Annotated in this window: 13 protein-coding genes; 6 read left to right on the top strand and 7 right to left on the bottom strand. The window is 69.0% G+C overall.

Translation table 11 applies throughout. The features are described from left to right. Positions 1 to 37: 37 nt before the first annotated feature. Positions 38 to 268 carry a cysteine protease gene (locus ACETK8_RS18395; protein WP_374037270.1) on the bottom strand — a complete coding sequence of 77 codons (231 nt, stop codon included), beginning with the start codon at positions 266 to 268 and terminating at the stop codon, positions 38 to 40. A gap of 94 nt (positions 269 to 362) precedes the next feature. Here ACETK8_RS18395 and selD point away from each other — a divergent pair, with 94 nt between their 5' ends. After that, positions 363 to 1,406, top strand: coding sequence for a selenide, water dikinase SelD (selD, locus tag ACETK8_RS18390; protein ID WP_374037269.1), 1,044 nt, complete (start codon positions 363 to 365; stop codon positions 1,404 to 1,406). Beyond that, the gene (gene mnmH / locus ACETK8_RS18385) at positions 1,403 to 2,458 is read left to right on the top strand and encodes a tRNA 2-selenouridine(34) synthase MnmH (RefSeq protein ID WP_374037268.1); all 1,056 of its coding nucleotides are present in this window, start codon (positions 1,403 to 1,405) and stop codon (positions 2,456 to 2,458) included. The genes selD and mnmH overlap by 4 nt, the downstream gene beginning before the upstream one ends. 189 nt (positions 2,459 to 2,647) lie before the next feature. On the opposite strand, the gene ACETK8_RS18380 is transcribed toward mnmH, so the two are convergent. Then, positions 2,648 to 3,928 (bottom strand): nucleotide disphospho-sugar-binding domain-containing protein, encoded by a 1,281-nt coding sequence (locus ACETK8_RS18380; RefSeq protein WP_374037267.1) that lies wholly within the window; start codon positions 3,926 to 3,928, stop codon positions 2,648 to 2,650. A 69-nt stretch (positions 3,929 to 3,997) separates the two neighbouring features. Between ACETK8_RS18380 and ACETK8_RS18375 the strand changes: the two genes are divergently transcribed. The 4 genes from ACETK8_RS18375 to ACETK8_RS18360 all read left to right on the top strand — a co-directional run bounded on the left by ACETK8_RS18375 (position 3,998) and on the right by ACETK8_RS18360 (position 7,365). Next, positions 3,998 to 5,299 carry a dicarboxylate/amino acid:cation symporter gene (locus ACETK8_RS18375; RefSeq protein ID WP_374037266.1) on the top strand — a complete coding sequence of 434 codons (1,302 nt, stop codon included), beginning with the start codon at positions 3,998 to 4,000 and terminating at the stop codon, positions 5,297 to 5,299. Between the two features lie 228 nt (positions 5,300 to 5,527). Then, on the top strand, positions 5,528 to 5,737 hold the full coding sequence (locus tag ACETK8_RS18370; RefSeq protein ID WP_374037265.1) for a hypothetical protein: 210 nt from the start codon (positions 5,528 to 5,530) through the stop codon (positions 5,735 to 5,737). Between the two features lie 80 nt (positions 5,738 to 5,817). Then, positions 5,818 to 6,537: a Crp/Fnr family transcriptional regulator gene (locus tag ACETK8_RS18365; protein ID WP_374037264.1), complete on the top strand. Its 720-nt coding sequence runs from the start codon at positions 5,818 to 5,820 to the stop codon at positions 6,535 to 6,537. A 70-nt stretch (positions 6,538 to 6,607) separates the two neighbouring features. After that, a protein-coding gene (locus ACETK8_RS18360) for an IS5 family transposase (protein WP_374037263.1) occupies positions 6,608 to 7,365 on the top strand; the annotation gives its coding sequence in 2 pieces (ribosomal slippage) (positions 6,608 to 6,941 and positions 6,941 to 7,365; 759 coding nt in all). 77 nt (positions 7,366 to 7,442) lie between these two features. Here ACETK8_RS18360 and ACETK8_RS18355 read toward each other — a convergent pair. From ACETK8_RS18355 to ACETK8_RS18335, 5 genes are all read right to left on the bottom strand, one after another. Beyond that, positions 7,443 to 7,838, bottom strand: a complete 396-nt coding sequence (locus ACETK8_RS18355) for a hypothetical protein (protein WP_374037262.1) — start codon at positions 7,836 to 7,838, stop codon at positions 7,443 to 7,445. Between the two features lie 181 nt (positions 7,839 to 8,019). Continuing rightward, positions 8,020 to 8,463: a PIN domain-containing protein gene (locus ACETK8_RS18350; protein ID WP_374037261.1), complete on the bottom strand. Its 444-nt coding sequence runs from the start codon at positions 8,461 to 8,463 to the stop codon at positions 8,020 to 8,022. Next, the gene (locus tag ACETK8_RS18345) at positions 8,460 to 8,891 is read right to left on the bottom strand and encodes a hypothetical protein (protein WP_374037260.1); all 432 of its coding nucleotides are present in this window, start codon (positions 8,889 to 8,891) and stop codon (positions 8,460 to 8,462) included. The genes ACETK8_RS18350 and ACETK8_RS18345 overlap by 4 nt, the downstream gene beginning before the upstream one ends. A 94-nt stretch (positions 8,892 to 8,985) precedes the next feature. Then, positions 8,986 to 12,288, bottom strand: a complete 3,303-nt coding sequence (gene carB / locus ACETK8_RS18340) for a carbamoyl-phosphate synthase large subunit (protein ID WP_374037259.1) — start codon at positions 12,286 to 12,288, stop codon at positions 8,986 to 8,988. A gap of 11 nt (positions 12,289 to 12,299) precedes the next feature. Then, positions 12,300 to 12,518, bottom strand: a complete 219-nt coding sequence (locus ACETK8_RS18335) for a hypothetical protein (RefSeq protein WP_374037258.1) — start codon at positions 12,516 to 12,518, stop codon at positions 12,300 to 12,302. Between the last annotated feature and the right edge of the window lie 110 nt (positions 12,519 to 12,628).

Raw genomic sequence — 12,628 nt, 5'->3', positions numbered from 1 at the left:
GCGTGTTTCCGTCCGGCTGCGGCGATTTAGTGCGCGGTCAGTGGGACCGGCCGCTCCAGCGCTGGCGGGGATGGGCGCCCGTCTGTCCCTGCCGCTGCGACGGGCGGCCCCGGTTGAGGTTCGGCGTCACTCCGCCGCGCCGGCTCTGCCACAGCTCATAGGCCAGGGTCGCCAGCGCCAGCTTTCCGGCATGCCGCCCCGCGAACCCGCGTCCGCCCTTGGACAGCAACAGGCCGCCGATGACGGTGACGATACGGGACAGGGCCATGGGTCTCACTCCTTCGGATACCCGACAGGAACGGCTGAATACGGCCCCGGTTCACCCCCGTTGAAACGGTGCGCGCTTTCGCCCACACCGGGGCATGACCGCGCCCGAACCCCGTCTGACCTCCCTCGCCCACGGCGGCGGGTGCGGCTGCAAACTGTCGCCGGGCGTGCTGCGCGACATCCTGTCGAAGACGCCGCAGGCCGCCGCCTTCGCCAATCTGATGGTCGGCACGGAAACCAGCGACGACGCGGCCGTCTGGCGGCTGAACGACCAGCAGGCCCTTGTCGCGACGACCGACTTCTTCATGCCCGTGGTGGACGACCCGTTCGACTTCGGCCGGATCGCCGCGACCAACGCCCTGTCCGACGTCTACGCCATGGGCGGGCGGCCGATCTTCGCCCTGGCCCTGGTCGGGATGCCGGTGAACGTCCTGTCGACCGAGACCATCGGCCGCATCCTGGCGGGCGGGGCCAGCGTCTGCGCGGAGGCCGGCATCCCCGTCGCCGGCGGCCATTCGATCGACAGCGTGGAGCCGATCTACGGCCTCGTGGCCCTGGGTCTCGTCCACCCCGACCGGGTCCTGACCAACCGCGGCGCCCACGCGGGCGACGTCCTGATCCTGACCAAGGGCCTCGGCGTCGGCGTCCTGTCGGCGGCCCTGAAGCAGGAACGGCTGGACAGCGCGGGCTATGCGACCCTGATCGCCTCGACGACCCGTTTGAACGCCATCGGCGCCGACCTTGCCGAAACCGAGGGCGTCCACGCCATGACCGACGTGACCGGCTTCGGCCTTCTGGGGCATGCGCTGGAGATGGCGCGCGGTTCCGGTCTGGGCGTCGAGCTGGACGCCGCCGCCGCTCCCCTGCTGGAGGGCGTCGGGACACTCGCCCGCGACGGCGTCCGCACCGGCGCCTCCGGCCGCAACTGGTCGAGCTATGGCGAGGGCGTCGTCCTGCCCGCCGGGTTCGAGGATTGGCGCCGCGATCTCCTGACCGACCCCCAGACCTCGGGCGGTCTCCTGGTCGCCGTCTCGGCCGAGGCCGCCGACGCCGTCCTCGCCACCATCCGCGCGGCCGGATTCGACCGCGCCGCCGTCGTCGGTCGGGTGATCCAGGGCTCCGGGGTCCGGGTCGTTTGATCCGCCGCACCACCGACCTGTCACCCGCCGTCCGCGCGGGGTTCGACGCGATCATCGACGTCCGCAGCCCCTCGGAGTTCGCGGAGGATCACATCCCCGGCGCCATCAACCTGCCGGTGCTGGACGACGCCGAACGGGCCGAGATCGGGACCATCTATGTCCAGCAATCCAAATTCCTCGCCCGCCGCCTGGGCGCCGCCAAGGTCGCCCGCAACATCGCCGCCCATCTGGACGGGACGTTGAAGGATCGCGACGGAAGCTTCCGCCCCCTGGTCCACTGCTGGCGCGGGGGGCAGCGGTCGGGCGCCATGGCGGCGGTGATGGACCAGATCGGCTGGCCCGTTACGGTGCTGGACGGCGGCTACATGACCTGGCGGCGCAGGGTCCAGACCGCCCTCTACGGCGAGCCCGCGTGGTCGGTCGTCCTGCTGGACGGCGGGACGGGTTCGGGCAAGACGGCGCTCCTGTCCCGCCTCTCCGAACGCGGCGTCCAGACCCTGGACCTCGAAGCCCTCGCCGACCATCGCGGCTCGCTGTTCGGCGCGACCGGCCGTCGCCAGCCGCCCCAGAAGCTGTTCGAAAGCCGCCTCTACGCCGCCCTCGAAGCCCTCGATCCGGCCCGCCCCGTCGTCGTCGAGGCCGAGTCCAGCCGCGTCGGATCCCGCACGATCCCGCCCGCCCTCTGGTCCGCCATGGGACAGGCTTCGGTCATCGAACTGGACGCCCCGGTCGCCGCCCGCGCCGCCTGGTCCGCCCGCGTCTATGCCGATATCGCGGCCGACGCGGAGGCTTTGGAAACGGCGCTGGGCAAGCTCCCGCCGCATCACTCCAAGGCGACCGTCGCGGAGTGGAAGGCCATGGCGCAAGCCGGCCGCACGCTCGACCTCGCCGCCGCCTTGATCACGGAACACTACGACCCCGCCTATCGCCGGATGTCGGCGCGGAGGGACCGTCCGGTCATCGGACGGGTCGCGATGACCGAGGTGTCGGAGGTGGAACTGGAAAAGGCGGCGACGGTGGTTTTGGGTCTCCTGCCTCGGATCGAACCCTGACGCTTCTCTTTCGTCATCCTCCGGCAAGGCGCGCAGCGCCGCAGACCGGGGGACACAGCGGCGCCGAAGGCGATCTGTTCAGGCATGATGTCGGAAGCGTCGGTTTGTGCGGCAGTTTCGCGCTCTCGCGCGCCGCTGCGTCCTCCGGTCGCTTCGCGCCGGAGGATGACGAAAGATCCAGGTGCGGCGTTAGTCGATTAGGGCGATGATCTTCTCCGCCCCCACGCCCGCCCCATCCTCCTGCATCGCCACGACGCCCAGCCGCCGCGCGGTCTCCACCACCCCCGCATCCTCCAGCACCCGGCCCAGCACCTCCGCGACCCGCTCCGCCCGATACCGTCCGCGCCCCAGCACCGCCCCGGCCCCCAGCCGCGCCACCCGCGCCCCGTTGTCGAACTGGTCCCCCAGATGCGGCACCACCACCTGCGGCCGCCCGGCCCGGAGCGCCTGCTGCGTCGTCCCGACCCCGCCCTGATGCACGACCGCCGCCGCCCTCGGGAACAGGCTCGAGAACGGCGCATAGGGAACCGCGATCGCATCCCGCCCGTCGGCGACGCCCAGATCCCCCTCCGGCCCGACCAGCAGCACCGCCCGCCGCCCGATCCGCCGTGCGGCCTTCAGGCTCTCGACATAGAAGTCGCCCGGAATGTGAACCGCCGCGCTCCCCAGGGTGAAGACGACCGGCGCCGGCCCGTCCTTCAGGAACCGCTCCAGCTCGCGCGGCATCACCGAGGCCCCGCCCGCCTCGGAGTCATAGGCGGCATACCCCGTCACCGCGAACCCCGGCGGCGCATCCGGCTGGGGCGGGCTCAACAGCGGGGAGTAGAGGGCCAGGGCGAGGTCCGCCCGCGCCGCGCCGTCGAACAACAGATTGGCGTCGCTGTCCGGCAGGCCGAGCGCCCGCCGCACCCGGTTGATCGGCTTCGTCCAATGCGCCGTCGAGGCCCGCGCCAGCCGGATCGTCGCCTTGTTGAGCCACAGCTGCGCCCCGCCCGACGCCGGCTTCAGCCAGGGCGCGCGCGGCAGATAGGGCGGGTCAAACGCCGAGAAGACGACGGTCGGCTGCAACGCCGCCGACACATACGGAACCCCCGCCAGTTCCGCCGCCATCGCCGCCCCAGCCGCGAAGGTGGCCCCGACCACGGCGGCGGAGCCTCGCGCCACGACCTCGACCTCGCGCGTCCAGTCTTCGAGGTAGGGCAGCATGACCTTTTCGAACAGGAAGCGATCCGACTTCGCGATGGCCTCGGTCAGTCCGGCCAGGTCCATGCCGAGATCGGCGCTCAGCCGCTCCACCCCCGGCCCGACGCGGTGAAAGACCAACCCCTCGGCCTCGACCTTCGGCCCATACTCGACCGAGGTCGCGATCTCGGCCTGAATGCCCCGCGCCTTCAGCGCCAGACCCAGGGCGATGAAGGGATGCAGGTCGCCCAGCGAGCCGGCGGTGCAGAGGACGATGCGGGGCGACATGGCCCAGCTTATCACGCCTTGATGACGGATGATGCTGGCGTCCGCCACGCCCGGTGCTAGCCTCCCGTCATGACCCGATCCCGCACCCGCGCCATCTTTTCCTCGCTCAGCCTTTGGGTGATGATCGCCCTGGTCGGAGGCCTCGCGGCGGGCGCGGCGGCTCAGGTCGAGGGGATCCCCGGCGGGGTCGGGACGGTCGCCGTCATCGACGCCACGGGCCAGCTCTGGCTGAACGCGCTTCGGATGACGATCATCCCCCTGGTCTTCAGCCTTCTGGTCACCGGCATCGCCTCCATCGCCGACGCGGCCGCGACGGGCCGTCTGGCGCTGAAGGCGGTGATCGTCTTCGCGATCCTGCTGGTCGGGGCGACCGTCTACGCCTTCGCCTCGTCGCTGGGCCTCCATGCGCTCTGGCCCATCAGCGCCGAGGGCTCCGCCGCCCTTCTGGCCGGGACCTCGGCCGAGGCGGGCCGCGAGGTGGCCGCCAACGTCGGGGGCGGCGGGTTCGGCGCCTTCCTGACCAGCCTGGCCCCCGCCAATCCGATCCGCGCCGCCGCCGACGACGCCATCCTGGCCATCGTGGTCTTCGCCATCGCCTTCGGCTTCGCCACGACCCGGCTGGAGGCGCGGCTGCGTCAGCCCATCGCCACCTTCTTCGAGGCGGTGTCCAACACCATGATCGTCATCGTCCAGTGGGTGCTGGCCGTGGCCCCGGTCGGGGTCTTCACCCTGGCCTTCGGCGTGGGCCTGCGCGCCGGTCTCGGGGCGGCGGGCGTGCTGGGCCACTATATCGCCCTGGTCTGCCTCAGCCTGATCGGCCTCATCCTCCTGACCTATGTGGTGGCGACGCTCGCCGGTCGGATCGGCCTCGCCCGGTTCGCGCAGGGCATCGCCCCGGCCCAGGTCGTCGCCTTCTCGACCCAGTCCTCGCTCGCCTGCCTGCCCATCATGGTGGAGCGGGCCGTGGGCCGCCTCGGCGTCTCGTCCGCCACCGCCGGTCTGGTCCTGCCGCTGGCCGTCGCGGTCTTCCGCATCACCTCGCCGGTCGCCAACCTGGCCGTCGTCATCTACGTCGCCAAGCTGACGGGCACGGAGATCACCACCGCCTCCATCCTGGCCGGAGGCTTCGCCGCTCTGGCCGTCAGCGTCGGCACCGTGGGTCTGCCGGGACAGGTTTCGTTCTTCGCCTCCATCGCCCCGATCTGCCTGGCCATGGGCGTGCCTCTGGAGGTCCTGCCCCTGTTGTTGGCGGTGGAGGTCGTGCCCGACATCTTCCGCACCGTGGGCAATGTCACGGCCGATCTGGCGGCGGCGCGGATCGTGGAGGGTCGGGACGCGGCGGCCGATCCGGAGGCCGCGGCCGGCATCTGAGCCGGGGCCTAGCCGGCCCGTCCCGCAGCTTCAGAAGGCGCGGAACGGGCCGTCCGTCGATCCCAATCGCCCCAGGACCGACACCGGGATGACGTCGCCGCGACGGGTGCGCCTCAACGCCTTTTCGGCCAAGCGTTGCGGAATCCGCCTCACACACGCGCCAACGTCGTCCGTTGGACAGACGAACCCCCCGACCTCGCCTAGCTCCGTGTTCGGAGTGGAAGGGCCATGTCGCAAGAATACCAGATGCATTTCGCCCGTCCCGACGGAGAGCTGGGCCTGACCCTGTTCTTCGCCGCCGATGACGACGGCGCCGCGACCGTTCAGGCGAGCTCTGAGCTGGAGGCGCACGCCAGCTTCTCGGCCGTGGAGCTTCTCCGCGACGCCCGGCTGGTGGCCCGCATCCAGCGCCCCTCGGACACCGTCGTCCCTGTATGACGAAGAGGGGTCTGGACCGCCCGGATGGCGGAGAGGATAATGGACGGCGAAGGAAACCGGCTTCGGCCTTTCCCGCAAAGATGCCTCTTCACGACGGCAACTTCCTGATCGACAGCTTGCCGCCCGAGGATCGCGCGGCCCTGCTGGAGATCGCCCGCCCGTTCGAGTTCGCCGTGGGCCACGTCTTCTGCGAGCACGGTGACGGCATCAGCTCGGTCGAGTTCCTGGAGCGCGGCGTCATCTCCGCCGTCTTCTCCATGCAGGACGGTCGGGGGGTGGAGGCCTATATGGTCGGCCGCGAGGGCGCGACCCATCCGATGGCGTTCGAGGTCCCGGGCGTCTGCTCCGCCCGTCTGGTGGGCCAGCTCGCCGGCGCCGGTCAGCGGGTGGACATGACCAAGCTGCGCGCCCTGGCGATCGAGCGCCCCGCCATCCGCGACGCCCTGGTCGGTTACGCCGCCCGCCTGCTGGGCGAACTGGAACAGTCGACGGCCTGCAACGCCCTGCACAAGGCCGAGCAGCGCTTCGCCAAATGGCTGCTGCGCTGTCACGACCGCGCCGACGGCGACACCCTGGGCCTGACCCAGGAGTTCCTCGCCAACATGCTGGGCGCCCAGCGCACCACGGTGAACGAGGCGGCCCAGCACCTGCAGAAGAGCGGCGCCATCCGCTACATGCGCGGCAGCATCAAGGTGCTGGACCGCGACGCCCTCGAGCGCGCCTCCTGCGAATGCTACGCCGCCCACTACGAGACCCTGCGTCAGATGCGGATCGGCGTCGAACCGGATCCCAAAGACTAGGGTCCGTACTCAATAAGGTCTGGCGGTGAGTTTGGCGTTCTGATTCAAGGCTTCTGGAAGGGAGCCTTGGATGCGGAAGCTTTACTGGCTGGACGACGAAGCTTGGGCGCGGATCGAGCCGCACCTTCCGACGGGACGGCGAGGGGCGCGCAGGGTCGATGATCGCCGCGTGTTGTCGGGCATCGTGCACATGCTGCAGTCAGGCGCGCGCTGGCGGGACTGCCCGCCGGAGTACGGGCCATACACGACGGTCTACAACCGCTTCAATCGCTGGAGCCGGCAGGGCGTTTGGCACGACATCTTCAAGGCCCTGACCGGCCACAGCGGCATCTACTCCTCGGCCGCCATCGACAGCACCTCGGTCAAGGCCCATCGCTCGGCGGCGGGCGCAAAAGGGGGGGCTTCGTCCAGGGCATAGGCCGCTCCAGAGGCGGTCGCACGACCAAGATCCACGGCCTCGTGGACGATCGAGGGCGACCCCGTGTGCTGTTGCTCAGCGCCGGCAACACCAACGACATCACCATGGCCCACGCCCTGATCGAGGCGGCCGGACCGTTCGCAAGGCTGCTGGCGGACCGCGGCTACGACGCCGATCACCTCCGAAGGCGACTGGCCGAACGACGCGCCGAGGCCGTCATCCCGACCACGACCTCGCGCAAGCGGCCCATCCCCTACGACGTCGTCGCCTACCGACAGAGGAACACCGTCGAACGCCTATGGGCCAGGCTCAAGGACTTCAGGCGTATCGCGACACGCTACGACAAACTCGCCGCGAACTTCCTCTCCAGCGTCCTCATCGCCGCCACCGTCGCCTATTGGGCCAAATGAGTCCGGACCCTAGGGCCGTCCGCCTGACCGACTGGCCGGGCGAACTCCTCCGGCTGGACGGACAGGTTGAAGCGATCTCAGCCCGTCCGCCACCGCAGCTTCTCCAGCACGGTCGCGGCGCGCAGCAGGGCGGTCGCCTCCGCCGTCTGCCCCTGCGTCAGAAGCCAGGCCGCGCGTCGCACCGTTTCGGCCAGGGCCTCGTGCGCATCGATCGGCGGCGTCTCGCCCCTTTCGACCAGGGCCGAGAGGCCGGAGCCCGTCTCCTCCCATCCACCCCGGATCGGCTTCAGGTCGATCAGGGCCGCATGGCTCTTGCGCGTCCATCCCTCGGCCATGGCTCGTCGCCTCAGATTGGCCAGTCCGACGTCGAACCGCCGCGCCACCGACGGCGCGGACTCTCCCGCGACATAGGCCTGCCTGACCCGCGCCCAGGTCTCCGGCCCCCGATACTTCCGCAGGCGATGATGTTCCATGCGACGACGCTAGGGCGCCGCTACGCCGGAATCGGTCGCACGCACCACGGCATGATCTGCAGGATTGTGCCGTGTCGGCCGTAACCGACCTGACCGAACGCACCGGATTTCGCGCTCAATGCGTAGTCGAAATCACCGGCGACTCGTCGGAAACGGCAGAGACTGCAAATCCGACGTATCGTCAGCTCAGCAGCGCCCGCGCCCGTTCGGACATCTCGTCCCCGTCGAAGGGATTGACGATCTCGATGCCCAGGATCCTGGCCCCGTCCTGAAGGTCTTCGCTCAGCAGGGCCGTGCACCCCGCGCGCTGCGCACAGGCCAGCAGGATCGCATCCCAGTAGCTAAGCCGCCCGGCCGCCAGTTGGCCCAGCGCGATCTCGGCGTCCTCGACGGAGGGAGAGAAGGTCGCGAACTGGCCCAGGATGTTGCGCCCGATCTGCGCCGCGACGAACCCCGGCATCTTCAGCTTCCGTCTCGCGACATTCTGCGCCTCGCCCACGACCTGAAGACAGATCGGCGCGTCCAGCCGCGCGGCATGCCTCACGACCTCCGCAGCCACCGCCTGCTTGGCCGGAAACCGGTCGTCCAAGGCGTAGATGAAGATGTTGGTGTCGAGCGTGATCATCGCTCGTGCGCTTCGTCGCGGTCGAACGGGGCGCCGTCCGACATCCACCCCTGACCGGCGAAGGCCAGCAGGGCGTCGAGCGAGGCCCGACGCTCCTCGGGGGTCTTGCCCAGCGCGGGCAGGATGACGGCGGCGCGCTGTCGGGCCGTAGGAACATCCGAGACCAGGGCGACAGACACCACGTCCCCACGCCGCGACCGATAGAGATCGCGCCAGAAGTCCTGCGCCGACCCCAGCGGCCGGATGCCGGGTGTGGGACGGCCATCGCGCCCCTGGTCCATCTTGCGCCACGACCCTCTGACCCCATCGACCTCGAGGTCCAAAACCTCCGCCGGGGCCAGGGCGTCGATACGGGTCTGCAAGTCAGGGTCGCCGTGCAGATGCTTGCTCCAAATCACGTAGTCACGAACTTCGGTGTGCGCAGCCATGGTGTGCCTCCAATCTGAAGGCATCAGATACCTGGCCGGGGGTTATGTCAATAACCCCATATAACCCCCCCCAGTAGCACCCCCTGTTGGGGTTTTAGTGCGCGAACGCCTGGATCGGCCGGACCTCGAGCGTGTCCGCCTGGATCGCCCCGATGGCCTGGGCGGCGGCCAGAGCCCCCGCAGCGGTCGTGTAATAGGGCACCTTGGTCATCAGGGCCGAGCGGCGCAGGCTGAAGCTGTCCTGCAGCGACTGCTTGCCCTCGGTGGTGTTGATGACCAGTTGGACGTCGCCGTTCTTGATGGCGTCGACGATGTTCGGACGGCCTTCCAGCACCTTCTTCACATAGCCGACCTTCAGGCCTTGGGCCTCCAGATAGGCGTGGGTGCCGCCGGTGGCGATGACCTCGAAGCCTTCCTGCAGCAGCAGTTTCACCGCCTCGACGATGAAGGGCTTGTCGTCGTCCTTGACCGACACGAAGGCGCAGCCGGACGCGGGCAGGGTGGTGCCGCCGCCGATCTGGGACTTGGCGAAGGCGCGGGCGAAGGCGGGGGCCATGTCGGTCTCGCCGGGACGCTTGAAGTCCAGGCCCATGACCTCGCCGGTCGAGCGCATTTCCGGGCCCAGGATTGTGTCGACCCCGGCGAAACGGGCGAACGGGAAGACCGCCTCCTTCACCGCGATATGGTCGTAGGGCTTGTCGGTCAGGCCGAAGGATTTCAGCGGCACGCCGGCCATGACCTTGGCGGCGATGGCGGCGACCGGCTGGCCGATGGTCTTGGCGACGAAGGGCGCCGTGCGCGAGGCGCGCGGGTTGACTTCCAGCACGAAGATACGCGGGTTCTCGCCGTGCGGCTCCTCGATGGCGAACTGCACGTTCATCAGGCCGCGCACCTTGAGCGCACGCGCCATGGCCTCGGTCTGGCGCTTCAGCTCGGCCACCGTCTCGGGTTTCAGCGACCACGGCGGCATGGAGCACGCACTGTCGCCCGAGTGGACCCCGGCTTCCTCGATATGCTCCAGCACCCCGGCCACGAAGACCGTCTCGTCGTCGCACAGGGCATCGACGTCCACCTCGGTGGCGCGGTTCAGATAGTGGTCGATCAGGACCGGATCATCGCCCGACACCTTCATCGCCTCGCCGACGTAGCGGTCCAGACCCTCGCGGTCGTGGACGATCATCATGCCGCGTCCGCCCAGAACATAGGAGGGGCGCAGCACGACCGGATAGCCGACGCGGTCGGCTTCCTTGGCGGCTTCCTCGGCCGAGCGGGCCAGGCCGTTCGGCGGCTGCATCAGGCCGATGTCGTTCAGCATCTGCTGGAACCGCTCGCGGTCCTCGGCCAGGTCGATGGAGTCCAGCGAGGTGCCCAGGATCGGAATGCCGTCCTCGTGCAGGGCATGGGCCAGCTTCAGCGGCGTCTGGCCGCCGAACTGCACCACGACGCCGATCAGCTCGCCCTTGGAGCGTTCGACCTCGATCAGCTCCAGCACGTCCTCGGCCGTCAGCGGTTCGAAATACAGCCGGTCCGAGGTGTCGTAGTCGGTCGACACGGTCTCGGGGTTGCAGTTGACCATGATGCTTTCGACGCCGATGTCCGCGAAGGCGAACGCCGCGTGGCAGCAGCAGTAATCGAACTCGATCCCTTGCCCGATCCGGTTCGGCCCGCCGCCCAGAATCACGGCCTTTTTCAATCCTGTAGGCACGGATTCGCACTGCGGAATCTGGCCCAGAGCGCCGGTCTCGTAGGTCGAATACATATAGGCGGTGGCCGAGGCGAACTCGGCGGCGCAGGTGTCGATCCGCTTGAAGACGGGACGGACGGCCAGGCCGCGGCGCGCCGCGCGGACGGCCTTCTCGGTCGAGCCGGTCAGCTGGGCCAGACGCGCGTCGGAGAAGCCCTTGGCCTTCAGTTGGCGGAAGGCGGTCGCATCGGTCGGCAGGCCCTGGACCCGGATGTGACCTTCGGTCCGCACGATGTCGGCGATCTGACGCAGGAACCACGGCTCATAGGAACAGGCGGCGTTGACCTCCTCGACCGACAGGCCGTGGCGGAAGGCCTGGGCGATGACGCGGATGCGGTCCGGCGTTGGCTGGCCGAGCGCCCGGATGACGGCGGCGCGGGCGCTCGCGTCGTCCTCGACATCCACCGTGCCCTCGATCTCGATCTCGTCGAAACCGGCGAGCCCGGTTTCAAGGCCGCGCAGGGCCTTCTGCATCGATTCCTGGAAGGTCCGGCCGATGGCCATGACCTCGCCCACCGACTTCATCGAGGTGCCGAGCAGGGGTTCGGAGCCCGGATATTTCTCGAAGGCGAAGCGCGGGATCTTGGTGACGACATAGTCGATCGACGGCTCGAAGCTGGCCGGGGTGACCTGGGTGATGTCGTTCTGCAGTTCGTCCAGGGTGTAGCCGACGGCCAGACGGGCGGCGACCTTGGCGATGGGGAAGCCGGTGGCCTTGGACGCCAAGGCCGAGGAGCGCGACACGCGCGGGTTCATCTCGATCACGACCATCCGGCCGTCGGCCGGGTTGATCGCCCACTGCACGTTCGATCCGCCGGTCTCGACGCCGATCTCGCGCAGGACGTTGATCGAGCCCGTGCGCATGCGCTGGTACTCTTTGTCGGTCAGGGTCAGGGCGGGGGCGACGGTGATGCTATCGCCCGTGTGGACGCCCATCGGGTCCACGTTCTCGATGGAGCAGATGATGATGCAGTTGTCCGCCGTGTCGCGGACCACCTCCATCTCATACTCCTTCCAGCCCAGCACCGACTCCTCGATCAGCACTTCGGTGGTCGGCGACAGATCGAGGCCGCGAAGCACGATCTCCTCGAACTCCTCGCGGTTGTAGGCGATGCCGCCGCCGGTGCCGGCCAGGGTGAAAGAGGGACGGATCACGGCGGGCAGGCCCACGAACTCCAGCCCGTCCAGCGCCTCTTCCATCGAATGGGCGGCCTTGGAGCGGGGGCTTTCCAGACCCAGCTTGTCCATGGCGTCGCGGAATTTCTGACGATCCTCGGCCTTGTCGATGACCTCGGCCTTGGCCCCGATCATCTCCACGCCGTACTTCTTCAGGGCCCCAGACGCATCCAGCGCCAGCGCCGTGTTCAGCGCCGTCTGCCCGCCCATGGTGGGCAGCAGGGCGTCCGGCCGTTCCTTCTCGATGATCTTCTCGACCATCTCCGGCGTGATCGGCTCGATATAGGTCGCGTCCGCCAGACCCGGATCGGTCATGATCGTGGCGGGGTTGGAGTTGACCAGGATGACCCTATATCCCTCGGCCTTCAGCGCCTTGCACGCCTGAACTCCGGAGTAGTCGAACTCGCAAGCCTGACCGATCACGATCGGCCCCGCCCCGATGATGAGGATGGATTTGATGTCCGTACGTTTCGGCATCTCAGCCTCCTCTAGTTCGTCACGACCGCGCACTCCCAGCCGTCGTAGTCGAGCTGGAAGGCCGCGGCCCAGGATTGCATCATGGCGCTGACGGGGGCGAAGGACGCCTCGTCGACCGCCATGGTCGTTTCAAGAATGGTGGCGTCGTCCTGACCTCGGGTCACGAACCCCGCCCGCCGCGCGACCTCGTTGAGGTCGTCGTGGTCCCCCTCGCCGTAGAAAAAGAACAAAGTATGGCGCGGCGTGATCCCCGTATCGCCATGGGTCAACAGGGCCGCGCGGATGGCGGCGTCCCGGTCCTCATGGCTGTCGGCGGCGTAGTCCAGGGTCGTCGTCTTTC

The sequence above is a fragment of the Brevundimonas staleyi genome, from assembly GCF_041893865.1.
In the GTDB taxonomy this organism is placed as follows: domain Bacteria; phylum Pseudomonadota; class Alphaproteobacteria; order Caulobacterales; family Caulobacteraceae; genus Brevundimonas; species Brevundimonas staleyi.
The sequence above is the reverse complement of the archived record's forward strand: the minus strand, read 5'-3'. Positions and strand labels throughout refer to the sequence as shown.